The organism is Pantoea sp. MBLJ3 (genome assembly GCF_000816655.1).
GTDB lineage: Bacteria > Pseudomonadota > Gammaproteobacteria > Enterobacterales > Enterobacteriaceae > Pantoea > Pantoea eucalypti.
The window spans coordinates 25,175-48,810 of sequence record NZ_JSUT01000030.1; the positions used below are offsets into that span (position 1 = coordinate 25,175).

The window sequence follows — 23,636 nt, forward strand, 5'->3', positions numbered from 1 at the left end:
GGCGGGGGCAAGACCTGCATTCCTGCGGGCCAACAAACTGCGTTGATTATAGGTTGTACCTTTCGGATAAACATCCTGACATTACCTTTTCTTACACCAGGCTGAGTGCAGCGATATTCTGCCCCTTTGCTGCTGACAAGCCAGGTTAGCGCTGGCAGGATGGTGATTCTCTGAGCTGATCTGAGCAGCCGTATAAAACCGTCGCTTTTATCCCGGACTGGAGATGATGAACTGCGGCGGGTAAGACGCTGAATGAGAGGAAAGCAAGACGCATGCAAAGGGATGATTATCAGGCTGGCGGTGGAGCTTAAGCGCATAAAGATTAAAAACAGGCCTCTTTAGCCAGGTGGCATAGTCATACCGGATTGTATCGCTTCTCTTCCCGCGGAACACGATGATTTCTCCTTCGGTTCCGTTGTGGGATATATTAGCTGCACTCTCGTGACATTTACTCTGAATAACAGGTATTCCCGGCAATGGCTCTGATCCCCAAAAACTATACGCGGCTGGAAAGCGGCTATCGTGAGAAAGCACTTAAAATCTATCCATGGGTGTGTGGACGCTGCTCACGCGAGTTTGTCTATTCAAACCTGCGCGAGCTGACGGTTCACCATATCGATCACGACCACACCAACAATCCGGAAGATGGCAGTAACTGGGAATTGCTGTGTCTCTATTGTCATGACCATGAGCACTCAAAGTACACCGAGGCTGACCAGTATGGCACCCGCGTAGTGGCAGGCGAGGATGCACAAAAAGATGTCGGTGAGGCTACCTACACCCCCTTTGCTGACCTGAAGTCGATGCTGAATAAGAAGAAGTAATGGCTTAACTGTCAGGCTGGCCGATCGGCCCGACAGTCTCGCTTCCCGAAGAGGATCACAACGTCTGGCCGCGGCCACAACGCACCGTAGTCCGTCATGCCAGATGCCACCCTCACCAGACTCAGCGCGATATGAATCCTGTACCAGCCGGTTATTTCAGATTTTGATATCCGTCATGGCCGGGTGAACCGTACATCAATCCCCCCCTCACCGACACTCTTTTTGAGGCTACCTGTCGACAGCATCTTTCCTATCGGCGTGTAACTATAGGAGGTCTGGAATGTCTCGTAAAAAAGCACCAGCGTCTTATTGCCATACAGCATCACATCGCCCTGCTGGATCGTGCCGGGTTTATGCGGATCGTTTTTAAGGGCAGCAGGCAGGTCTGCAAACTTCTCGTTGCCGTTCAGCTCCTCCATCGTCATGGTTAGCGGAAGTTGCTGTAAAAATGCTTTCGCGGTGGGGTTATCCGCCAGCGCAATCTCATACGACTGATGGTTGATCGTCATAATAATCTTCATGGGAAGCAGCTCTCCAGCCCGATCCGGGCCACTGGCTTTAACGGGCATCAGACTATAAATGGAAAGTAAAACCAGCAAAAGTAAGGCTCTTTTCATAAGGTTGCTCTCCGGATTATGGTGCATCTGTTCAGACATGGCGTGCGTTACTGCGATCGCCGTCCAGCCATAATAAACGGGCTCACTTACCCGCCGTTGCCTGATGGTAAAGATTTATACTTCCCCCCTTTCCCTGCCTCATCATCCTGTCGGCGGAACTCGTGCGCTGCTTATTCTGCAACAGCCCGGATGCGCTGCGCTTCATCTGATGTGCGGCTTACGTTTCGGGCTGTCGAAACATTTTGAGAAATAATTTCCCTGAATTACAGCCAGTTTCCACGTTGTTGCCACTGTTTCTGTACCAGGCTTATCGGATAACAATAGAGACACTGTGGAGCATTATGAAAGAGCAAAATCGCACAAATGGCATCGCCCCTTATGGGGGGGCTGCCGGTGGCTGGGGCGCACTTAAGGCAGTTGCGGATGCGATCCGCGGCCAGATGTCAGTAAAGCAGGATGTGATCGCCCTGTTTAAAGTCAACCAGCCGCAGGGCTTCGACTGTCCGGGCTGCGCCTGGCCCGACCCGCAACATGCTTCCTCCTTTGAGTTCTGCGAAAACGGCGCAAAAGCCGTCTCGTGGGAAGCGACCAGCAAGCGCACCACGCCAGAGTTCTTTGCGGCTCATACCGTGACTGAACTGTGGGAGCGCAGCGCACTCCATCTGGAGGGCGAAGGACGGCTGACCCATCCGATGAAGTACGATGCCGCTACCGACACCTATCAGCCTATTGAATGGGATACGGCATTCCGGGAAATTGGTGAGCATCTGCGCAGCTATGACGATCCGGACAGCGTGGAGTTTTATACCTCGGGTCGCGCCTCGAATGAAGCGGCGTTCCTGTGGCAGCTCTTCGCCCGCGAATATGGCACTAATAACTTCCCCGATTGCTCAAACATGTGTCACGAACCGACCAGCGTCGGGCTGCCGGAATCAATTGGTGTCGGCAAAGGCACGGTAGAACTGGAAGATTTTGATCACTGCGACCTGGTGCTTTGTATCGGCCACAACCCAGGTACCAACCATCCGCGTATGCTGGGCACGCTGCGTGAGGTCTCTAAGCGCGGTGCGACTATCGTGGCGATTAACCCACTGCGTGAACGCGGGCTGGAGCGTTTTACTTCACCGCAGAGCCCGATTGAGATGCTGTCAATGAGCTCCACTGAGCTGGCTTCGACCTACTACAAAGTGCGGGTGGGTGGCGACGCGGCAATGCTGAAAGGGGTGATGAAGATCCTGCTCACTATGCACGAGGAGGCGCTGAGCAAAGGCGAACCCGGCGTCATTGATGAAGCCTTTATCACTGAACACACCGAAGGTTTTGACGCCCTGAAAGCCGACCTGGAGAGTACCGACTGGGAGCATATTCTGAAAGTCTCTGGCATGGCGCGCGAAGAGATCCAGCATATCGCCCGGCTCTACGCTAGTGCTGAACGCACCATCATCTGTTACGGCATGGGGATTACCCAGCACCAGTATGGCACCCAGAACGTGCAGCAAATTGCCAACCTGTTGCTGATGCGCGGCAACATCGGTAAGCCTGGCGCAGGTATTTGTCCGTTACGCGGTCACTCCAATGTGCAGGGCGATCGCACGGTGGGCATCACGGAGATCCCGCCGCAGTCGCTGCTGGATGGCATAGAGAAGGTGTTTGGGTTCCACCCGCCGCAGAAGCATGGTCACGGCGCAGTTGAGGCGATTAAGGCGATGCGCGACGGCAAAGCTAAAGCGCTGCTCTGTCTGGGCGGCAATCTGGCAGAGGCGATTTCCGACCCACAGGTCACGTTCCCGGCGATGCGCAAACTGGATCTGGTGGTGCATATGGCCACCAAACTCAACCGCTCACACCTGTTACTCGGTAAGCACAACTATCTGCTACCAGTACTGGGGCGTACTGAAAGCGATGTTCAGGCTACCGGTGTTCAAAGCGTGACTGTTGAAGATTCAATGTCGATGGTGCATGCCTCACGCGGCTCGCTGGACCCGGCTTCGCCTCATCTCAAATCTGAACCGGCGCTGGTGGCCTCCCTTGCCAGGGCAACTCTGCCAGACAGCGTGGTTGACTGGTCAGCCATGGCGGCCGATTACAGCCGCATCCGTGATGCCATTGAAGCGGTGTTCCCGGCGTTTGAAAACTTCAATGAGAGGATTAAGCATCCGGGAGGATTCCGGCTTCATAACGCTGCGTCAGAACGCGTCTGGCTGACGCCATCTGGCCGTGCTCAGTTTAAGGTGATGCAGGGCATCAATGAAGATCCCCGCTCGCTGAAATGCCATGATCTGGTACTCACCACCCTGCGCAGTCACGACCAGTATAACACCACGCTGTACGGCCTGAATGACCGCTATCGGGGCGTGACGGGCCGGCGTGACGTGCTATTTATCAATGCTGAAGAGGCGGAAAAACGCCAGCTGCGGGTCGGTGACCGTGTCGATCTGATGGCGCTGGACCCGGATGGCAATCCCACTTCTCGCCAGATGAAAAACCTGACTATCGTGATTATCGATATGGCCTCAGGTTCGGTTGGCGCTTACTATCCGGAAGCGAATGTGATGGTTCCGCTCGACAGCCACGATACCAAAAGCGGTATCCCCGCTTATAAAAGCATTCCTATCTCCATGACGCGCGTCACCGACGAGACGCAGATGACCTCAGGCGTTCTACGCTAATCGGACATGTCAGAATATGAATGTTGTCAGCGTGGCCGGTGCACCGGTCACGCTTTTTTGTTTTTCCGCCCTGCAGAGATGTTTTTGCTCATCCTTTCTCTCTGCTTTATCCCCGTTAAAGCACCTGGCGTGAAGTAACCCTGACGGCAGCATCGTATACACTACAGTGCTGAAAACGGCTCTATAAACCCTTGTCTCTTTTTTGCCTGCGCGGATATTCAGCGCCCTACCGGAAAAATGCCATGTTTCACCTGATTTTCAGCTTACCCAGCTGGTATGTTATTGCGCGCGTCATTATTCCATTATCTATGCCTCTGGCCATCAAGATCCTGCTCTCCGCACTGGTGCTGCTGGCTTCACAGTATCTGCTGGTAAGCCGCTTTACCTCAGGCGGAATTTTTTCCGCCGAAATGCCCCGCATCATCATCATCCTGTTTAACTGGGCATACAGCACCGTACTGTTGCTGGCGCTGCTGCAGATGCTGATGGATGCGGTCATGCTGATTGCCCTGCTGTTACGGCATCCGCTGGAGCTGGTTCCCGGTATTCGCTATCTGGCCGTCGTGCTGGCAATGGCGCTGGCTGCCTTTGGTGTTCAGCAGGCGATACGGGTGCCCCCGGTCAAAGAGGTGACGCTGGTGCTACCCAACCTGCCTCCAGAGTTCGATGGCTATCAGCTGCTTCAGCTGACCGATCTTCACATCACCCGGTTATTTAATGCCGCCTGGACCGCCAGGATGGTTGAAAGAGCGATGTCTCTTAAAGCCGATCTGATTGTGGTGACAGGCGATGTGATCGATGGCAGCCTGGAGCATCGTCGGCATGACGTCGCGCCGCTGCGGAAGCTGGCCGCGCGCGACGGCGTATGGGCCATCACCGGCAATCACGAATATTTCTTCCATCAGGCAATCTGGACGGCGCATCTGGCCTCACTGGGGCTACAGCCTCTGCTCAACAACCATACCGTTATTGAGCGCGGAGCCGCAAAGCTGGTGATTGCTGGCCTGCCGGACGCCTCCGCGCCAGGCAGGAACGCGACCGGTCCGGATCTGGCCCGCGCACTGGAACAGGCACCTGAAAGCGCGCCGGTGATTCTGCTGGATCATCAGCCACGAAATGCCCGCCAGAACGCGGCGCAGGGGGTAGATGTGCAGCTCTCCGGCCATACGCATGGCGGACTGATTATCGGGCTGGACCGGCTGTTTGCTAAACCCAATGGCGGTTTTGTGTCCGGGCTTTATCAGGTCGACGGAATGCAGCTCTATGTGAATAACGGCACGGCACTCTGGCCAGGCATGGCGGTCAGGCTGGGTCGTCCCTCCGAACTGACCCGGATTACCCTGCGCCGCCAGCCCTAATCGCGTGACGAAATAGCCTCACGAAAGTGCGGTTTTCGCAGGTGTGCATAAGCTTGAGTGAAACAAAGGAGATCACTATGACGATGTTATGTACCGCCTGTGGAACCGCTTATCCCTCTGCTGCCCCTGATGAGCACTGTAAAATCTGTGAGGATGAACGCCAGTATGTTCCGGCTGCGGGTCAGCGCTGGATCGCATTTGATGAACTGCGCGGCAGCCACGCCAATAAGTGGACGGCCCATAGCGATGCGCTATTAAGCCTTAAAACTGTGCCTGAGTTTGCCATCAACCAGCGCGCTTTTCTGCTGCGTACGCCGCATGGCAACGTGCTATGGGACTGTATTGCCAACCTGGATGATGCAACTTATACGCTTATTGCCGCGCTGGGTGGCATTGATGCTATCGCGATTTCACATCCGCATTACTACACCACCATGCAGGAGTGGGCTGAGGTCTTTAACGCGCCTATTCATCTGCATGCCCGCGACAGGCAATGGATTGTGCGGCAGAGTCCGCATATCCAGCTCTGGCAGGGTGAGTCGCTGACGCTGATGCCCGGTGTGACGCTGTTACGGCTGGGCGGTCATTTTCCCGGCGGCTGCGTGCTGCACTGGGATGAAGGCGAAGGCGTGATGCTGGCGGGTGATATTATTCAGGTCACGCCGGGTGCGCATGGCGTGTCGTTTTTGTGGAGCTACCCGAATATGCTGCCACTGTCAGCCGCGACCGTGAGTGACATCATGCATCGGCTTTCCGGCGTGACGTTCGGACAGCTTTATGGCGCGTTCGAAGGTCAGGATATTCATCATCAGGCAAAAGAGAAAGTGATGCGGTCAGGAGAGAAGTATCTGGCCTGTCTGCAGGAACATCAGGCGTAGCGGACGATAAACACGGAGAAGAGAACAGCCGCCCACAGGTGGCGGCTATTTTAACTCACTTATGCGGTCTGGAATACCGCGACCATCGTACGCAACTGACCTGCGCGCGAAGCCAGCTCCTCTGCAGAGGAGGCAGACTCTTCGACCAGCACGGCGTTCTGCTGCGTCACCTGATCCATCTGGTTCACCGCAATATTAACCTGCGAAATACCGCTGCTCTGCTCTTCAGATGAAGCAGAGATATCGCGCATCAGCTGAGAGGTCTGTTCAATCGCGCTGACGCTCTGCTTCACTTTGTCGCCTGCGTTCTGGGCCATCGCGATCCCTTCATGCGCATGCGTCACCGACTGCTCGATCAGGCTCTTGATTTCTTTCGCTGCACTGGCTGAACGTTGTGCCAGCGCACGCACTTCCGACGCGACAACCGCAAAGCCTTTGCCCTGCTCACCCGCACGTGCCGCTTCAACGGCCGCATTCAGTGCCAGGATATTGGTCTGGAAAGCGATGCTGTCAATGACGGAGGTGATCTCTTCAATCTGTCCAGAACTGCCCCGGATTTTCTGCATCGTCTGCATCACGGAATCCATCGCCGCACCGCTTAACAGTGCCGCCTGAGTGGCTGATTCTGCGCGATCAGAGGCAAAGCGGGTGTTATCCGCATTCTGCTGAATGATTGATGCCAGTTGTTCCATACTGGCCGCTGTTTCAGCCAGAGATGCAGCCTGCTGTTCGGTGCGTGATGAAAGGTCGCCATTGCCACGAGCAATCTCTTCAGAGGAATTGGCGATAGTGGCTGCGTTACCTTTGATATCCGAAACCAGCTGGGCAAGACGCTGCTGCATCCGCATCAGCGCATTCAATAGTTCAGCCATTTCATTGCTGCCGGAAACAGTCAGCGCTGCCGTCAGATCGCCGGCCGCAACACGGCTGGCAACTTCGACCGCTTCTTTGACCGGACGGGTGACTGAACGGGTGATCATGACAGCCAGCAGAATAGCCAGCAGCGCGACGGTGAGCAGGCCTGCCAGCAGCAGGTATTGCGCCTGACGACGTTCATCAATTTGAGATTGCAGTAGTTCCTGCAGTCGACCACTACTCTGATTGCCCAGCATGGCGTAGCGGTTAATCGCCTCGGTTAAGACCCTCACATATTCAACCGGCGTAATACTGACCTGTCCGGTTATGATGGCACCTTCAGCCAGCTGTAATGCACTCAGGGCCTGTTGTTTTGCATTCTGCGCAAGGTCACCAAAAGTCGCCTTTAGATCAGGTTCAATCATAAACACCTTATCCATATTACTGCTGAACTGCGACAGTACCGTTTTGCCATTATCAATCTGAAATGCCAGCCGGCTGCGATCAGCATCAGAGGCTTTACCGCTGGCAATCAATGAAGCACCATTTCCGCGAATCTGACCCAGCGTTTCAGTCAGCAGCGGCAGTCGGCCAAAAATGCTAACAATCAGTTGATAGGTATTTAAGTCAGCATCCAGCGACAGCTGATAGAAATCCAGCACATCCTGATTAGTGTCCAGCAGCACCTGAATCAGATGAGTGTGCTGCACCAGGCTGCTCGCCAGCGTCAGTCGGCCACCATTGAGCTCCTCTTGCAGCTGACGCCATTCCTGATTAACCTTCTCAAGTCGCTTTAATGGCTGTGCCTGCTCATCGCTTTGACGCAAATCGTCAGCAATGCTCTCAGACAAACTGTTAATCTGGGTCACCAACGCCATACGCGGCGGATTATCCGGTTTGTTCTGACCGATTGCGATTGCGCTTTCAGCCCGATGACGCTGTAGCAGGTTCAGTAACTGAAGGACTTTTTTCTCAACCGGAATACCGGTGAGCTCAACTTTTTTTGTATTGATAAGCTGATTGCCTGTCTGAATAAACAAAAATGTAGGTAATATAAACAGGACCAGCGCAAAAGATCCCAGTAACAGGAATTTCGCTGGCAGATTAATTCGGTCGAGTATTTTTTTCATTTTTTCCGCTCTGATGTATGAGGCGTGCAGGTGAGCCCTGGACAAAATAAGGTTTGTAATTTTATTTTTACTTCTTCTTTTACATAGCCAGACGTGCTTCATGCAGCACAGTATTGGTATGAAGAGATGAGTTTTGTATGAAATTCAGAAACACATATAACAACAGAAAGGAGTATAGATTGCGTTCCGTTATTTTTCAGTGAATAAAATGACGATATTTACTGCAAGATTAACCTAACTCAAACTTAAAAATAACCATATTTATCATAAAGATAAAAAACAAACCCTTCGGCGGACACCTTAAGCCGTTAGCGTGTCTTCAGCATTATTGTTTTGAAAATAAAGAAATTAAAGTCGACTCGGAAATCGCCGATAACAAATATCCGCACCCTATCTGATTAATTATCATTACGCTATTAGCCGAATATAAAAACCACGAAAAAAACAAACCTAATCATATAACTCTAAAGAGTTACTTTTGTTTTAGTAATGAAATCGATTTCATTTTATTTAAAAGAAGTTATTTTATTGATTAATGCTAAAAAAAAGCCCCCACAGTGTGGAGGCCATTATGCTATTGGTAAACTGTTAAAAACTTTCCCAGTTCGCCTTCGTCATGTCGATGGCCTGGCGCTCAGGCTGCTTTGCCTGCAATACCGGACGACGCAGAGCTGCGGCCTGCTGCGGCTGAGCGACACGGTGATTGCTCTCCAGCGTAAAGGTCGCCACCAACCCTGCCAGTGTCTCTGCCTGCTCCTGCAGCGACTTAGAAGCAGATGATGCCTCCTCCACCAGCGAGGCGTTCTGCTGCGTCACTTCATCCATCTGGCCAATTGCCTGATGAACCTGCTCAATGCCTTTGCTCTGCTCAGAGGTTGCTGCGGCAATCTCATTGACCAGATCGGCCACCTGCTGAATCGCCTGGCGGACATTTTCACTGTTTGCACCAACGCCGCTGGCCTGCGCTAAACCGTGCTCAACCTGCGAAACAGACGTAGAAATAAGATCTTTGATTTCCCGGGCAGCAGAAGAGGAGCGCTGCGCCAGATTACGCACTTCTGAGGCGACAACGGCGAAGCCGCGGCCATGCTCACCGGCACGTGCGGCTTCAACGGCCGCATTCAGTGCCAGAATATTGGTCTGGAACGCAATGCCTTCAATCAGGCCGGTGATTTCAGAGATTTTGGCAGAGCTGCCGCGGATTTCATCCATAGTGCTGAGCATCTGCTTCACCGCTGACCCATTCTGGATTGACATGTTATTGGCATTATTCACCAGGCTGCTGGCCTGATGCGCACCTTCTGAGTTCTGACGCACCGTTTCACTCAGTGTGGCCATACTGGCAGACGTCTGCTCCAGTGAAGCAGCCTGTTCTTCCGTGCGCGCAGAGAGATCCTCATTGCCTGCGGCAATCTGCGTTGACCCGGTACTGACCGATTGTGCGGCATGACTGACCGACAGAAGCGTGCCAGAAACGCGTGCCAGCAGCTGGTTAAATGCCATTGCCGTTTTACCGATCTCATCCTTACTGCGGACTTCAGCGGTGTGGGTCAGGTCAAGCGTATGACTGACCTGGGTCATGGTATTCACCATGCCTGAGAGGCTCTTTTTGATGCCCAGAATCACCTTCGTGGAAAAAGCGGCCAGTATCAGAATAAGCAGCAAGGACCCGCCAGACATCATCCACAGCGTCTTGTTATAAACACGCTTATTCTCAGTTCTAAGCTGTTCGCCAATATCGATGTTCAGCTGAATCTGACGGGTGAAATCTGCCTCCATCTTACGCGCTGCAGCACCAATCCCATTCTCACTCTGTAATAACGGCAGTGTGACCGCATCATTGTGGGCGCGTGATGCAGCAATAAAGGCCGGCAATGCGTTACGGACTGCATCCAGATTTTTATCGGCCTGCTCAGTCATCGCTTTATCTTCATCGCTCGAGATGTCGTTCGCCATATAATAATCATTGAGTGACTTAATCTGCGAAAGCAAACTCTCAATGCGCTCTTCTGCCGCGGAGAATTTCGTCGCATCACTGGTGCTATGATGGCGATAAAGCGCAATACCTAGCTGATTGGTCACGCTGATTGATTTATTGAGATCACGAATGCTGGGTATCGCGTTGACCTGGACATATTCAAATCGCGACTGAAAACCCGAGATCACAGACAATGAGATAATAACCAGCGCAATCAGTGACATTGCCAGCAGTGAAAAAATCAGTACGAGACGCTGTGTAATAGTCATACGAGCCCTTAAAAAAGAGTAATTTGAATATATCGAAAGCTGGATCGTTCTTATCGGCTCTGGTCAGCAGTGCTTTAATTAATTGGGGTAAATATATTTTTTTAATTGTTCTGGCGAATCTCAGAGAATGCACTATCTATCAAAATGATGCTTACCATCAGGACATAAAGTTTTACATTTAGTCGTATTTACATAATTTCCTCTTTTTCAGAATGGTGTTTTTTTACATGCAGCAAGGTCATCTTTGTTACATATCAGCCATTCATTTGATCCTAATGATTAGCGAGCTAATTCAACAGCCTGACTGACAATAATCATCTGTCAGAAGGAGGGCAACCCCAGAGAAATCTTGCTACAGACCCAGTAAAAATAGGAAAGGGATTACTAAGCGAAGACTGAGAGCCAAAATCACAACCTCTGTTTATCATCAGTGGCACTGATGTATGTGTTATTGACTGTCCAGAGGCTTAAAGGAGAAGGCATAGGATTTTAGCCATTCGTGGCAGGCCCAGATTAAATCAGTGAAATGACTGGCGGAATGCTGATTCTGGTCTATGCTCACTGGCCCGACCAGGCTTTAGTCTGTCAGATAGCAATATCGCTTAAAATAAAAAAGGTAGTGATCATGGATTTAGCCACATTTGAAACCAGAACGGGTCTTTGGCCACACATGCAGTTTACGGATGTTGAATATGACTTTTGCAGCGCTGGCGTTGAAATCTACGCCATTGACGTCAGCCGTCAGACTAAAAGCAAGCTGTTTATCTGCCGTGTCGCCAACGAGCAGCAGGCTGCGTCACTGACAGCCCAGTTCAAAGAGTGGCTACCGAAGTTAAAGCTTAAAAAACGCAAAGTTGCTTTGAATCTGGCTCGCATGGCGTGCGACAAAAGTTATTCCGCCAATCCTAAGTTTCAGGATCGGTCAGATTTGCGCCACAACACGTCAAGGCTCTGATGTTTATTCAGCCTGCAAGCGTTAACGCGGGCAGGCTTAAACGCTCTCTTGTCTGTTGTGTATAACGATTCTGCGGCACGTTTTAAGTGCGCGCCGCGGGCACCTGAAACAGCCGACAATCACCATCCTCAATCGAAATATCGCTGAAAGTGGTTATATGCATTTCAATCCAGGTGTTCGCGGCGCGAAATGTGTAAGAGGCATTTCGCTGTTCAAGCTCAGCGACAAAATCTCGGGTGCTTACTGTGCACTGACCGACATCATCCTGCCTCATCGCATCCCTGAATGCTGTCCAGACCTCATCATCCTGTGACATCACATTTACCCCGCTCTGGCTCAGGCCCAAAATAACTGTATATACAAACAGTACAATTTGTTTTTGATGCGGTCAAGTCTTCGTGAAAAGCCTGATTCAGACACTGTGAGACATCACTGTTCCGGCCACTTTTAGCAGAAGCGGCAGGTTTGAGGGGGACTTTAATCCAAATCTTAGAAATCGTTTTCACATCAGATTAAGTCATTGATAAAAAAAGCAAGTACCATAAGTAGCATTTTAATTATTTGATATCTAAATAAAAAAACTGTTAAACACAGCGGCATAAAAGTTGGTTTTGCCCTATCTTTAAATGGCTCTGTAATGAAATCCACTTCTTTTACAGAGTGATTTGACTCCTACCCTTGCCCCCTTTTACAGGGGGCACTTTTTCAGATAACACAGGTGACGACATTCGCGAGTTTATGCTGACGGGTAATATGCGTGTATTTAGCGAAAATGTGGTGACTACGTTAATGCGCTGTCTGGAAAAATGGTGTATTTGTAACCTGATGATTCATCAGCCGGGCTTAAATTATCAACACTTAAAAACAGTTGTTTGAATTTAAAGGTATTTTTTATGAAATATCTAAAGAACAACTCTTATCTGCTAAAAAAGCTCGCCAAATCACCATGGTAAGGAGAACAAAAAACGCGTAATAATCAGTCACTATTGTTTTGACCGGCGCCTCACCAGGGATGTCGTAACGTTATAATAATGCGCTATATCCGATATTCGCCCCCGCTTTTGCGGGGGCTTTTTATTTTACTCATTCCTTTATCACCTTCCCGCTCCTGAGCGATGCAATACGTCAATCCTCACAATCCTGACCACGCCATAAATTGATAGCCCGATTAATGCTGTAAGCAAAAGGTTATAATGGCTACAGTTGTGCCCTTAGCCATCAATTTTTCTGTGATATGGTTAATCAGTAATGTTTGGCCATATGAGTTTGCTTATGCTCTCCACCCTTATATATCGCAGCCAGCTTGTGGCTTCTGTCTCGCCAGAGAGATTACTGGCGCTGGTGGAACGCGCCAGTATTAAAAATGCCGAGGCTGAGGTCACTGGAATCCTGCTCTATGATGGGCAGTACTTTTTTCAGGTGCTGGAAGGAAAAGTCGATAATGTCCAGACTGTCTTCCAGCGTATCTGTCAGGATGATCGACACTTTAATCTGATTGAGCTGATGCGAGATTATGCGCCCGCACGTCGCTTTGGAAATGCTGGTATGGCCCTGTTTGATTTACGTGACTATCCGCAACATACCGTGGTGGATGCCCTGCTTAAGCGAGTGACTCTGAGTGATGAGCGCATCAAACAAGACCGGGTAGTAAAGTTCCTGCGTTCTTTCGTCGAAGGACGTGATAAAGCGACGTTTATTCAGATCGATCCCGCCAGTCTATGGACGCTGACTTTACCTCTTAAACAAGACGTTCAGCCCGCCGGGCAACAGACTTCCGGGCAGCGCTGTGAATTTGCGCTCCAGCCAATTGTCGATGCAACAAATCGTCAGATTGTTTCCTGTGAAGCCCTGATACGCGGCCCACATGGCGCCCCACCCGCCGACTATTTTTCACAATTGCAGGAGAACGAGCGATACCAGGCCGATCTGCACTCTAAAGCCTACGCTTTCAAGCTGGCCAGACACCTGGGATTGCGGGAGCTGACGCTCTCCGTCAATCTCCTGCCCATGTCGCTGGTCGTGATCGATCATGCGGTAGACCATCTTATCCAGCAAATCATTCAGCAAGGATTGCGACCTGAGCAGGTCGTGATTGAGGTGACGGAAGATGAGATCATTTCGCGCTTTGACGAGTTTCAGTCTGCCGTACAGCAACTTAAAGCTGCCGGAATCAGTCTGGCGCTGGACGATTTTGGCGCCGGTTTCGCAGGCCTGTCACTGTTAGCCGATTTTCAGCCCGACAAAGTTAAAATTGATCGCAAACTCATCACCGATATTCACCGTAGCGGCCCTCGCCAGGCGATAGTATTGGCCATTCTTAAATGCTGCCAGGCGCTGGAGATCACGGTCATCGCGGAAGGAGTAGAAAAAATTGAAGAGTGGCTCTGGCTGGAAGGTGCTGGCGTTCGCTATTACCAGGGGTTTCTGTTTGCCCGCCCGGCCCTGAATGCGCTGCCTGCAGTAAGCTGGCCATCGCGCCGCCCGGACTGACTAAAGAGGAGAGCGTTCCTTTTATCTCTCCTCTTTTACTCAGAGTTTGACCCGGCTCACACCTCCTCGCTGCAAAGTGCAAAAGCTGTGCCATGCTTTATTCATCTGGCAGCCAACAGGCAAAACAGATATTCATCACGTCCCTGGATAACAACCGAAATTGGGAGAATCACCATGAACGAAGATCGCATCAGCGGTAACTGGAAGCAGTTCAAAGGTAAGGTTAAGGAAAAATGGGGTGATCTTACGGATGATGATATGACCGTTGTCGAAGGGAAGCGTGATCAACTGGTCGGTAAAATTCAGGAACGCTATGGCTACGAAAAAGATCGTGCTGAAAAAGAAGTGAAAGATTGGGAAGACTCCAATAAGTATCACTGGTAATGCGTTCTGAATCGCCGGGCGTTACAGCGCCCGGCACCTGCTTTGATTTCCCTCAATCCTTATTCACCCGACTTAATGTCAACTGCGCCTGATGCGGGCAGTGATTATGGAAATGATTATTTCTTTATTTGCCGATGAAGCGCATACTGCGACTCTCGTCCCTGAACATGGGACCTCAAAATCGTCCGGATATTACCTATGCCTCACCACACTACCGACACCGTATGTGGCCTTGTCGGTGTTCTTCCTGAAACTCTGCGTCGCTGGCGCCGTGCCGGGCTAATCACGCCACCGGGTCCTGCTGGCTACTCAGATAATCAGCTCACGCGTGCGCTATGTGTGCGTGAAATGACGTCAGGAGGTCATACGTTGTTCGATATCCATACGGCAATTAACTGGCCCAACGTGGCACTGTCAGGCGGGTGGGCTTGTCGCGAAGAGGATATTTTGCAGTTGCTGGCCAATAATCCAGATGCTGATATCGATCGCGAACTTCAAATGATGAACACCGACTACTGTGGTGACGATTACGTTAATTGCTACCTGCGACCCCTTAACCTCTGGCTGCGCGCTGACCTGAGTGATGGAGCGGATATGCGTCTGCAACGCTTTCATGCCGCGGTTGTCGCGCAATGGGAGCGCCTGTCTCTGGCAGCCCGTCGACGCAGCACGGTTCCCTTGTTCCTGGAAGCGGTCAGCGTTACAGATGAAACAGAGATCTGGATGGAGGCGATACGGCTTAATGGACAGGGTTTTCGGGTTGAAGTGGCCGCAGTCGCTTCTGGTCAACCCGCCGTGGCACAATGTCGTTTTGAACATCATCTGATGTGTTGTGGTGATGGGATTAGTGCCTCAATGAAGGCGGCATTTAATGCCAGTCTTGAAGCGGGTAAACCCATCATGCTGACTGGCACTAACATCGATTTGCAGTCGCAAAATAATCTTATCTTTGCCAGCGCCTGAGCACCGTCACCTTTTCACCAGCCGGCACTTAAAAGGCGGAAACAGCCTTTGCCGTCTCCGCCCTGTTCATATTATTGATGTTCCAGCGTACGCTGACCGCCGATTGCAATCGGGATACGTCGCGGTTTCTCACTCTCTGGTATTTCCTGGAGCAGATCGATATTGAGCAATCCTTCCGCCAGGCTGGCTTCAGTCACTTTTATATGCTCCGGAATAGAAAAGCTCAGCTGGAAATCGTGCCGGGAAATGCCGCGATGTATCCAGCGGCCACTCTCTTTGCCGGCCTCATCGGATGCGTGCTGAGATGCTTGTTCTCTGTGCCCCGCGACTGAAAGCCGATCGCCACGTAACTCAATCTCCAGTTCATGCTCTTTCCAGCCCGGTACGCTAACGGTCAACGCATAGCGGTTTTCCTCAACATGCTTAAGATCATAAGCAGGAACAGAGCTTACCGGACTGTCGCCAGTAAGCTGACTAAACAGCTTATCGATGCGATTAAAGCGGTCTGAAAAAACTGAATCAGACAGGGAGGGGAAAACAGAAACGTGTTGTACTGACATAGTGATAATCTCCTGAACAGGTTCATCCAAAAGTTCATCTGACCGGTAACACACTTCCAGTCAACTTCCTAAATAGGGTTGTTCAGTCAGTTTTCAAGCCAGAAACTGGCTTTTTTTATTGTTATCATACAGCCGGTTATTGCAGGGAATAACACTAAGGGCGATAACACAGCGTCTATTTCTTACTCTGGGGTGAAAGAACGAAATGGGGATGGCGGCCAGCCAATAATAATAGCAACTCATATTCGCCCTGACTTAATAACGTTGGATTGCCTGCAGCTTCTTTGGTTTGCCAGACTCTCAGGCTAAGGTCAAAACGCTCAGCAGCACTCTGCTGCGACAGGCCGGCGGCAAGACGAAGTTCACGCACGTTACTCTGGACAACCACAGGCGACTGGGGGGGACGGTTAACCAAACAAAGACTCCTTCAACACGATGAAACGAAAACGCACAGCGCTTCGCGATTGACTGAGCGAAGCGATCTGAAAGCGGTGAGGACGACAAGACCAGAGAATAATTGACTATTTTGAATAAATGTCAAATTTTCAGACTTAAGATTCAGACATAAATTTTTTAAGCGAAGCGGCATATTTCAACTCATCGGCGATTTTTCTATTTCGTTAGAGTGCTTTATTCCTCCCGCCAGGAATTATCCTGTTATTTGCCTTAAGGTCCATTCAGGGATTAATCCGCTACCTCATTACGCCTTTCTTCATCAGGATAGATGCTTAGCTTGAGAATTATGTTCAGGCTGCTTCATTGAAACCAGAGGAGGATAATAAATGAAAAATCCTATCCAGCGTCGCTCGCCTGATGATTTGTCACAGGTGGAAATTCGCGAACAGTGGCAAATCACTTACTGGACCCAGGAATTAGGTACAACACAGGAAAGGCTGACGCGCGCTATCCGGGAGGGGGGGCCGCAGACAGAACAGGTCCGGGACTGGCTTGAGCAAAATCCGCCGCCACGCCGTCCAACATAATCCCAGAGGGCTAAAAGTTTAATAAATCCTGACTGAAGCGCTGGTTTTCCGCCAGCCATGCGGTGGGTTGACCTGCATCAGACAGCGTTATGCTGACAGGTCACATCTGCCGTTCAAAATCACATCCTGGCTTTTGCTTAGTGTTTTTATGCGGTTACCTGTCCTTCGACCCGCAAGTTGCGATTGCTCTGCATGTAAACGTTGTGCTTCGGTGTAAAATTGCCTTTTAAATAATATTAACCATCCTGAATGCTTATTCATCTCATGATGACAGATAAACATTAGCCCTTCTTAAAATTACCTTTTTTATTTATAAAATGAAGAAGCTCAAATAGTCTCATGCCTCTTCGATTAAATTTTCAAATCGTAAACACGCTTTTAATGCGTTAAAGAAAATATTAAGAGACACCCAGTGCATAGTCCCTTATCATTAAGTTGAAAATAAAAATCACACTCTATTTCCTGCCGCCCGAATCACATTTCGTTCCGGACAGTTTTCTTTTTTTCGCACTGTAATCAGCCGGTGCGGGGGTTCTACACACATGCTTAACAATCCAGACGGCGACAACGAGCGCCGAGGACGCGCTTTACAGGCTCTGCGCGCCCCAGATGAAAGCCGCGACGAGGTTCTGCGGAAGTTTGTCCGGCTAGCCAGTCAGGCCCTGGGTATCCCGGGCAGCTTTATCTCGGTGCTGGATGATGAATTTCAAACAGTACGGGCATCACACAATTTTGATCTGCAACGCTCAACCCGCGCAGATTCACTCTGCCGCCACGTGGTTGACAGTGACAGTGCCGTTATTGTGCCTGATACGTATCATGACGCGCGTTTTGTCACCCATCCTCTGATTACCGGCTCGCCCTTTATTCGCTTTTATGCCGGTGTGCCACTGAAAACCCGCGACGGTATGATTCTGGGCACACTCTGTGTTACCGACACCCAGCCACAGGCATTTGCGAGTGAGCAAGTGACGATATTGACGTTGCTCTCCACACTGGTGATGTCATTCCTGGAAGCCTGGCACTCGGCGGGTTTTACCGATCCGGTGACCGGCCTGCCCAATCGTCAACGCCTGATACGGGATTTGCAGTATCTGGCCCTGGCCGGCGATACGACGCCACGCCGTCTGGTTCTGATTGACTGCATTGATATGTCACGCGCTTACGAACTGGCCCGGACCATGGGAATGACACCGGTCGAAAGTCTGCTAAAAGATATGGCTACCCTGTTGCCGCTGCGCCTGCGCCCGGCAGTTGGCGAGATGATCTATACCGTGGCAACGGGCCGGTTTGCTATCCTGACGCGAGCGGACAGCCGGCTCAGTGCTGCCTGGGTAGCCGGTCGTCTGGAGGGTATCAGCGCAGACATGGATGAAGGTCTGTCGGTCGCACTGACTCCCCATACTGGTGAAACGGGATTTGTTGCCGGCCATCTGCCAGCATCAGAAATATTACGTCGCGCGGTTAGTGCATTGAATGAAGCTGTTGGCCGTGGGCTGCCTTCTCAGTGCTTTAATATTGCATCGGAAACCCAGCGTTCAGAAGATTTCATGCTGATGACCGATCTTAAAACGGCGTTACGTGAAAATACCGGGCTTTACATGGTCTATCAGCCGAAAATTTGTCTGCAAAGTGGTAAACCGGTGGGTCTGGAAGCACTTATCCGCTGGCAACATCCCAGCCGGGGAGAGCTCTCACCCGCTGCATTTATCCCGCTGGCTGAACAGACCGATCTACTCTCTGTATTGACCATCTGGATTATCGATCAAGCGGTCGAACGTCTCAGCAGGCTGCGTAATAACTGTATCCAGTTGCCCTTGACCATAAACGTTAGTGTGCGCGACTTTGCGCGTGAGGGATTCGCTTCAGCGCTGGAAAGCAAGATGCTGAAATCTAAACTTCCGACTTCTCTGCTGGGCATCGAATGTCTGGAGACCGAACGTATTCTCGAAAGCCCCACCGCTCTGCGCGGGCTGGAGATGCTAAGGGAACGAGGATTCAAAATTTCACTCGACGATTTTGGCGCCGGCTACAGTAACATCAGTTATCTGCGCCGTATGCCGCTGGATGTGATTAAGCTGGATCGCTCCCTGATCAGTGAACTGTCCTCAGATACCGCTTCACGCATCATTGCCCGTAGCATTATCGCGATGCTCAAAGAGCTGGATTATACCGTGGTGGCTGAAGGGGTAGAGTGTCCGGACGCGGTGTCATCCCTGACTGAATATGGTTGCGATCAGGCTCAGGGGTATTTCTATTCAAAGCCGCTACGCGAAGAAGCTCTCGATCACTGGCTTCACTGGAAGCTACGTGGCGAGTGCCATTAAACTGGCCTGAACGCGATCTGATATCAGATCGCGTTTCGCACATCTGGTCCTCTCAAACACCCTCACATTCATTTATTCAAAATAATTGAATTACTTCAGCAAATATTAGCTATTTTAGTCCGGCATGATCTTGCCTATGATTCATTACATCGAGGCAAAACGCCTCTCCCTGAATGAAAATGCTGAGGATTCTGCCCATGAAAACAATCAAAAATTTCGTTACTGTTACCGCACTACTGATTTCTTTTAGTAGTTTTGCAGAGAGTATTACCGCTACTGCTTCGACATTGGATGCTGCTGAAGCGAAAGTCGCGTCGCTGGCCAAAGATGCTGGTGCATATTATAAAATCACCGGCGCACGCGTTGATAACCGTGCCTACGTCTCTGCTGAGCTGATTAAATAACGTTTATCAGGTTAATACGACGAGGCTGCCATTATGGCGGCCTTTTTTACTATGTAGCAGGCATGCAGTTGTCTGTTCAGTATCCGTGTCTTTAATACTGTCAGCGATTATTGAAATCGCTCCATCAATTTGCCGTTACGCTTACTGCCATCTGCTCTGGTGCAGTCTGTGCGACACTGAATAAGTAGTGATGAAACATTTATTGAACAATGTTAGCGTGTACCCAACATTCATATAAAGCTGAGCTGCACATGCTGACTACCATAATTTATCGCAGCCATATTTCTGATGATTTTCCGATCAGAACCATTCCCGCGATGGTCGACAACGCCAACAGAATAAATACGGCTCACGACGTGACCGGCATTTTATTATTTAATGGTACCCATTTTTTTCAACTGCTTGAAGGTCCGGAAGCGGGCATTCAGGCTGTCTATCAGCGAATTTGCGCCGATCGGCGACACCATAATGTAGTCGAGCTGATGCGCGATTATGCACCTTACCGCCGCTTTGGTAACGCGGGTATGGCGCTCTTTGACCTGCGTGAACACGATCGCTCATCACTGCTGCAGGCTGTGCTGGATAAAGGGACGTCAAAATATCGCCTGACCTATGATGATCGGGCACTGCAATTCCTGCGCACGTTCGTAGAGTCACGTGAAAAAGAGAATTACTACGAAGTTCTCCCGCCAGGTTACTGGGAGTTTATTTCCGAACACAATGATGTACCTGACTCCCATCCCGAGACAGAAGGCGTCAGTTTCCGTCCAGTGGTCGATCCCCTGGCTCGTCAGGTCACGGCCATTGAAGCAACAACACTGAGGCCTGCGCATGCTGATGACGCAACAGGGGACCAGCTTTATGCTAACGATCTGGAAACCGTTAAAGCGACATTTGCCCATGCAGGGCTGGTCTGCCCGGACGGTATGACGCTTTACGTCAGTCTGTTACCGATGACACTGGTGGTGATACCTCAGGCTGTTGAGCAGATTGTAACCGCCATTCATCAGGCGGGGCTGGTTCCTGAGCAGGTCGTTATCGGCGTAAGTGAAACTGCAGTTATCTCGCAGCTGGAAGATTTCTCTGAGGCAGTACGCACGCTAAAAGCGGCTGGAATTAGTCTGTCCATCGACAATTTTGGTGACGGTTCCGCAGGATTGTCATTACTGACTCATATTCAGCCCGACCGCATTCGCATAGATGCTGGTATCACTCGTGATGTCCATCGCAGTGGGCCAAAGCAGGCCGTTGTGCAGGCGATCATCAAATGCTGTTCAGCACTGGAGATCAATGTGATTGCCGCAGGGATCGTACAGGCTGAAGAGTGGATGTGGCTGGAGGCCGCAGGTGTGATTAATTTCCAGGGCACGCTGTTCGCTGCTGCAGGCCGCTACGAAGCCCAGTCTGTCGCCTGGCCCGAATATCGGGAAGCGATATAGGGCAAGCTGCCTGAACAGTATCAAGCGGTGCGCCCGGGTGCGGCCGCTTTGATAACTGTCCTTTAAAGAGTCATTCAGCGCTTTAACCTCATCCCTCTGAACATGCCCTCCCCCACTGCCCTCCGTGTTGTGATATCGGGAAACCCGGCCACTTCTTACTGCAATTGTTGATAAATCTCTGGTCTCACTATTCATTCTCGCTAAGATCTCAGAGCAACCACTGTAGTGAGAAAAGCTCACCTTTTAACATCTGCATTGAGAAATCAGCGATAGCAGATCCTTATTTCGTATCAAAATCCATCAGCTAACCACTGTAGCGAGTAGACAGGCCTCATGCAGATTTTCGGAAACCACTATAGCGAGTAAATGAAAAAAGCATTCAGGGCAACTCAACCACTCTGGCTTTAAACACACCTCAACAGCACCCGTGCACGTCAGTCATGCCCTAACCACTGTAGAGAGTAAAAGACGAATCCCCTTCACAATAATGAAAGTTGACCCTTGATTGCATCAATTGTCGCAGTCTGCGGCCTTACAGAAGAGCTTTTAAGGATGTGATAAAGCATTTTGTCAGCGAAATTCTAAAGGTGGGTATCTTTATTAACGGCTGTAACGAGTAACAATTCAGGGAGAGGTTTAATTGAAGCTGTTAACAAAAACCTTACCTGGAGAGGCATTAAATGATAGTGAGTAATCACTTTAATCAGGGATTCATTGCCAGGCATAAAAGTCCCTGACAATAACAACCACTATGGAGAGTAAGCTAAACAATTCTGCTCCCAATTAACAACCACTGTAGCGAGAACATTTCATTATTGATCGTTGTTATCTGAGCATTAACTGGCCGTTTTTACGAAAAATTAGCCTGATAACCATTATAGCGAGTAAAGCCTGAGCGCGTCGGAGAGGAAAATCAGAGGATTAAGCAGAAATCAGGAGGGACTAACCACTGTAGCGAGTAACATAAAAACTCAAATTTTATCCCGGTAGCGCATCTGGTCTCTCTAACCCAGCGATAGCCAGCCTGAAGCAGACGTAGTAACCACTGTAACGAGTGAATAACAGGCCATTGTTTGGTTATCTGGCTTTAACAGACAGGTCCCTATACACAGTGAGTAACCACTGTAGCGAGCATGAAAATCACCGGACTCAGTTCAGAAAAAGAGTAAATGACAAGTGAGCATGCTGGCAGCGACGCTATTAAGACAAGATATCTGTTGTTAATCACTGTTCACTAACCACTGTAGCGAGTAGCAGTACTCGCTACAGTGGTTACCGTTTTAAAGAAGCCTATCCCTGCAAAATGGCGAGAGCGACACAGCGAATCTGTCACAGCTTCTTCTGCTTTCTGATTTTGTTGAGTAATTCTTTTTCCTCACGAGACACCATGACCAGTTCACTGTTCTCTTCTTCGATCATCGGTTCAGGCAGGCTGACATCAATAACGCCGGGGTCAAGATCAAGATCGTCATAATCGTCGATCTCATCATCGATCAGGTCAGAGTTGCTGAGTGGCAGTTCGGCCGGACGCAGCTTAGGATGACGATAATGCACCCAAAAGTAGACTGACGAGCCCCGCCGTGTTTCGGTGTAATCAAGATAACCAATCTCTTTTAACTGCTCCATGGCCTTTCTGACAGTCGCATTCTGGGTAATCACGCGTGACGTCAGGTTTAGTCTGGCACGCAGACGCGCCATTGATATCGGGGCAGGCTTAGGAGGAAGGCTTTCAATGAAGGTGTAGAGTGCCTGAGCGGATTCTTTGCGGGCCAGCTCATTGATAGCTTTCAGCTGCAGCAAAACCTTTCTGTCGAACTGATACAACTCAAAGATTTTGGGGTCAGCCTGCAGCGTTACCGTATCTTTCTTGATGCTGTATTTAGCCGACTGCACCAGATGCGTCGTGTAGTTTTCTCCGCCTTTACTGGTAAAGGTCAGAGTATTCGATGCGATACGCGTCAAGGATGCGTCCAGGCGGCTCCTGAGCTTCGAGGAGAGTCGTACCGAAGGTATGCCACAGAGTTTTGCGAATTCAACGAAAGAGAGCGTTACAGTGTCTCCCAGACACTCATGCGTGGCGAATGCTCGAATGATCCCGACCCAGGTTTTAAAATCATTATCCATATCCAACCGGGCACCCAGAATCTTAATGTTGTCATAGCCTTCTGACCTGACCAGGGATAACTGCTTAAGATCCTGTGTCACATCCATGGCATTCATCTGGTTTTTCTGACTGCGCGCCGTAGATTTGAGCGTCGGAACAAATAAGCCGAGCCGCATCAGCGCTACCGGCTGCACGGTGTTGTTACTGTTGGGGGTAAGAGTAACAACTTCACCTGTGCGTTTGTCTGTTTCGCTAAACGCATCGGCTATGTTCAGGATATCTGGTTCTTTTCTTGGCATTAGGAAGATCCGTGATGTGAACAGGCGAAAGCCGCTGTTACTCGATACAGTGGATACTATCACTCACTACAGCGGTTAATCTACTCACCATAGTGGTTATTTCTCTCGATACAGTGGTTGTTCTACTCGCTATAGTGGTTAGTCACCTTA

Annotated in this window: 19 protein-coding genes; 12 read left to right on the plus strand and 7 right to left on the minus strand. The window is 50.3% G+C overall.

Features of this window, described 5'->3' with window-relative positions:
* Window positions 1-476 precede the first annotated feature (476 nt).
* Entirely contained in the window at window positions 477-824 is a 348-nt protein-coding gene (gene yajD, locus NP77_RS22120) for an HNH nuclease YajD (RefSeq protein WP_039661923.1), read from the plus strand.
* A gap of 173 nt (window positions 825-997) precedes the next feature.
* Here the strand turns inward: yajD and NP77_RS22125 are convergent, their stop codons facing one another.
* Window positions 998-1,441: a cyclophilin-like fold protein gene (locus tag NP77_RS22125; RefSeq protein WP_039661926.1), complete on the minus strand. Its 444-nt coding sequence runs from the start codon at window positions 1,439-1,441 to the stop codon at window positions 998-1,000.
* Between the two features lie 341 nt (window positions 1,442-1,782).
* On the opposite strand from NP77_RS22125, the gene NP77_RS22130 reads away from it, so the two are divergent.
* From NP77_RS22130 to NP77_RS22140, 3 genes are all read left to right on the plus strand, one after another.
* Complete coding sequence (locus NP77_RS22130; RefSeq protein ID WP_039661928.1) at window positions 1,783-4,110, plus strand: FdhF/YdeP family oxidoreductase; 2,328 nt, start codon at window positions 1,783-1,785, stop codon at window positions 4,108-4,110.
* A 242-nt stretch (window positions 4,111-4,352) separates the two neighbouring features.
* A complete protein-coding gene (locus NP77_RS22135; RefSeq protein ID WP_039661930.1) occupies window positions 4,353-5,468 on the plus strand; it encodes a metallophosphoesterase in 1,116 nt (371 codons plus the stop codon).
* A 77-nt stretch (window positions 5,469-5,545) separates the two neighbouring features.
* Window positions 5,546-6,346: an MBL fold metallo-hydrolase gene (locus NP77_RS22140; RefSeq protein ID WP_003850675.1), complete on the plus strand. Its 801-nt coding sequence runs from the start codon at window positions 5,546-5,548 to the stop codon at window positions 6,344-6,346.
* A 59-nt stretch (window positions 6,347-6,405) separates the two neighbouring features.
* Here the strand turns inward: NP77_RS22140 and NP77_RS22145 are convergent, their stop codons facing one another.
* Together NP77_RS22145 and NP77_RS22150 are read right to left on the minus strand one after the other, a co-directional pair.
* Window positions 6,406-8,331 (minus strand): methyl-accepting chemotaxis protein, encoded by a 1,926-nt coding sequence (locus NP77_RS22145; protein ID WP_003850672.1) that lies wholly within the window; start codon window positions 8,329-8,331, stop codon window positions 6,406-6,408.
* A 588-nt stretch (window positions 8,332-8,919) separates the two neighbouring features.
* On the minus strand, window positions 8,920-10,578 hold the full coding sequence (locus NP77_RS22150; protein ID WP_008926781.1) for a methyl-accepting chemotaxis protein: 1,659 nt from the start codon (window positions 10,576-10,578) through the stop codon (window positions 8,920-8,922).
* A gap of 625 nt (window positions 10,579-11,203) precedes the next feature.
* Here NP77_RS22150 and NP77_RS22155 point away from each other — a divergent pair.
* Entirely contained in the window at window positions 11,204-11,533 is a 330-nt protein-coding gene (locus NP77_RS22155; RefSeq protein ID WP_008926782.1) for a hypothetical protein, read from the plus strand.
* Window positions 11,534-11,615: 82 nt separating this feature from the next.
* Here the strand turns inward: NP77_RS22155 and NP77_RS22160 are convergent, their stop codons facing one another.
* The gene (locus NP77_RS22160) at window positions 11,616-11,849 is read right to left on the minus strand and encodes a hypothetical protein (RefSeq protein WP_039661933.1); all 234 of its coding nucleotides are present in this window, start codon (window positions 11,847-11,849) and stop codon (window positions 11,616-11,618) included.
* Window positions 11,850-12,805: 956 nt separating this feature from the next.
* Here NP77_RS22160 and NP77_RS22165 point away from each other — a divergent pair.
* The 3 genes from NP77_RS22165 (at window position 12,806) to NP77_RS22175 (ending at window position 15,370) form a co-directional block, all read left to right on the plus strand.
* Window positions 12,806-14,023 (plus strand): diguanylate phosphodiesterase, encoded by a 1,218-nt coding sequence (locus NP77_RS22165; RefSeq protein WP_008926784.1) that lies wholly within the window; start codon window positions 12,806-12,808, stop codon window positions 14,021-14,023.
* A gap of 174 nt (window positions 14,024-14,197) precedes the next feature.
* Entirely contained in the window at window positions 14,198-14,407 is a 210-nt protein-coding gene (locus NP77_RS22170; protein ID WP_003850662.1) for a CsbD family protein, read from the plus strand.
* 198 nt (window positions 14,408-14,605) lie between these two features.
* The gene (locus NP77_RS22175; RefSeq protein WP_039661935.1) at window positions 14,606-15,370 is read left to right on the plus strand and encodes a MerR family transcriptional regulator; all 765 of its coding nucleotides are present in this window, start codon (window positions 14,606-14,608) and stop codon (window positions 15,368-15,370) included.
* A gap of 71 nt (window positions 15,371-15,441) precedes the next feature.
* Here the strand turns inward: NP77_RS22175 and NP77_RS22180 are convergent, their stop codons facing one another.
* Both NP77_RS22180 and NP77_RS23225 read right to left on the minus strand, forming a co-directional pair.
* Window positions 15,442-15,930 carry an Hsp20 family protein gene (locus NP77_RS22180; RefSeq protein ID WP_008926785.1) on the minus strand — a complete coding sequence of 163 codons (489 nt, stop codon included), beginning with the start codon at window positions 15,928-15,930 and terminating at the stop codon, window positions 15,442-15,444.
* A gap of 175 nt (window positions 15,931-16,105) precedes the next feature.
* Complete coding sequence (locus NP77_RS23225; protein WP_008926786.1) at window positions 16,106-16,345, minus strand: hypothetical protein; 240 nt, start codon at window positions 16,343-16,345, stop codon at window positions 16,106-16,108.
* A gap of 367 nt (window positions 16,346-16,712) precedes the next feature.
* Here NP77_RS23225 and NP77_RS22185 point away from each other — a divergent pair, with 367 nt between their 5' ends.
* The 4 genes from NP77_RS22185 (at window position 16,713) to NP77_RS22200 (ending at window position 21,083) form a co-directional block, all read left to right on the plus strand.
* Complete coding sequence (locus NP77_RS22185) at window positions 16,713-16,913, plus strand: DUF3606 domain-containing protein (protein ID WP_003850653.1); 201 nt, start codon at window positions 16,713-16,715, stop codon at window positions 16,911-16,913.
* A 542-nt stretch (window positions 16,914-17,455) separates the two neighbouring features.
* Entirely contained in the window at window positions 17,456-19,240 is a 1,785-nt protein-coding gene (locus NP77_RS22190) for a GGDEF domain-containing phosphodiesterase (protein ID WP_039661938.1), read from the plus strand.
* A gap of 197 nt (window positions 19,241-19,437) precedes the next feature.
* Window positions 19,438-19,644 (plus strand): DUF1471 domain-containing protein, encoded by a 207-nt coding sequence (locus NP77_RS22195; RefSeq protein WP_039661940.1) that lies wholly within the window; start codon window positions 19,438-19,440, stop codon window positions 19,642-19,644.
* Between the two features lie 251 nt (window positions 19,645-19,895).
* Window positions 19,896-21,083 (plus strand): diguanylate phosphodiesterase, encoded by a 1,188-nt coding sequence (locus NP77_RS22200; RefSeq protein ID WP_039661943.1) that lies wholly within the window; start codon window positions 19,896-19,898, stop codon window positions 21,081-21,083.
* A gap of 1,329 nt (window positions 21,084-22,412) precedes the next feature.
* Here the strand turns inward: NP77_RS22200 and NP77_RS22205 are convergent.
* On the minus strand, window positions 22,413-23,486 hold the full coding sequence (locus NP77_RS22205; protein WP_008926788.1) for a RepB family plasmid replication initiator protein: 1,074 nt from the start codon (window positions 23,484-23,486) through the stop codon (window positions 22,413-22,415).
* Window positions 23,487-23,636 lie beyond the last annotated feature (150 nt).

Coding starts and splice junctions, on each gene's coding strand:
- yajD (WP_039661923.1), top strand. CDS start 477: ATGGCTCTGATCCCCAAAAACTATACGCGGCTGGAAAGCGGCTATCGT.
- NP77_RS22150 (WP_008926781.1), bottom strand. CDS start 10,578: ATGACTATTACACAGCGTCTCGTACTGATTTTTTCACTGCTGGCAATG.
- NP77_RS22145 (WP_003850672.1), bottom strand. CDS start 8,331: ATGAAAAAAATACTCGACCGAATTAATCTGCCAGCGAAATTCCTGTTA.
- NP77_RS22130 (WP_039661928.1), top strand. CDS start 1,783: ATGAAAGAGCAAAATCGCACAAATGGCATCGCCCCTTATGGGGGGGCT.
- NP77_RS22170 (WP_003850662.1), top strand. CDS start 14,198: ATGAACGAAGATCGCATCAGCGGTAACTGGAAGCAGTTCAAAGGTAAG.
- NP77_RS22180 (WP_008926785.1), bottom strand. CDS start 15,930: ATGTCAGTACAACACGTTTCTGTTTTCCCCTCCCTGTCTGATTCAGTT.
- NP77_RS22175 (WP_039661935.1), top strand. CDS start 14,606: ATGCCTCACCACACTACCGACACCGTATGTGGCCTTGTCGGTGTTCTT.
- NP77_RS22195 (WP_039661940.1), top strand. CDS start 19,438: ATGAAAACAATCAAAAATTTCGTTACTGTTACCGCACTACTGATTTCT.
- NP77_RS22140 (WP_003850675.1), top strand. CDS start 5,546: ATGACGATGTTATGTACCGCCTGTGGAACCGCTTATCCCTCTGCTGCC.
- NP77_RS22190 (WP_039661938.1), top strand. CDS start 17,456: ATGCTTAACAATCCAGACGGCGACAACGAGCGCCGAGGACGCGCTTTA.
- NP77_RS22155 (WP_008926782.1), top strand. CDS start 11,204: ATGGATTTAGCCACATTTGAAACCAGAACGGGTCTTTGGCCACACATG.
- NP77_RS22185 (WP_003850653.1), top strand. CDS start 16,713: ATGAAAAATCCTATCCAGCGTCGCTCGCCTGATGATTTGTCACAGGTG.
- NP77_RS22200 (WP_039661943.1), top strand. CDS start 19,896: ATGCTGACTACCATAATTTATCGCAGCCATATTTCTGATGATTTTCCG.
- NP77_RS22135 (WP_039661930.1), top strand. CDS start 4,353: ATGTTTCACCTGATTTTCAGCTTACCCAGCTGGTATGTTATTGCGCGC.
- NP77_RS22165 (WP_008926784.1), top strand. CDS start 12,806: ATGCTCTCCACCCTTATATATCGCAGCCAGCTTGTGGCTTCTGTCTCG.
- NP77_RS22160 (WP_039661933.1), bottom strand. CDS start 11,849: ATGTCACAGGATGATGAGGTCTGGACAGCATTCAGGGATGCGATGAGG.
- NP77_RS22125 (WP_039661926.1), bottom strand. CDS start 1,441: ATGAAAAGAGCCTTACTTTTGCTGGTTTTACTTTCCATTTATAGTCTG.
- NP77_RS22205 (WP_008926788.1), bottom strand. CDS start 23,486: ATGCCAAGAAAAGAACCAGATATCCTGAACATAGCCGATGCGTTTAGC.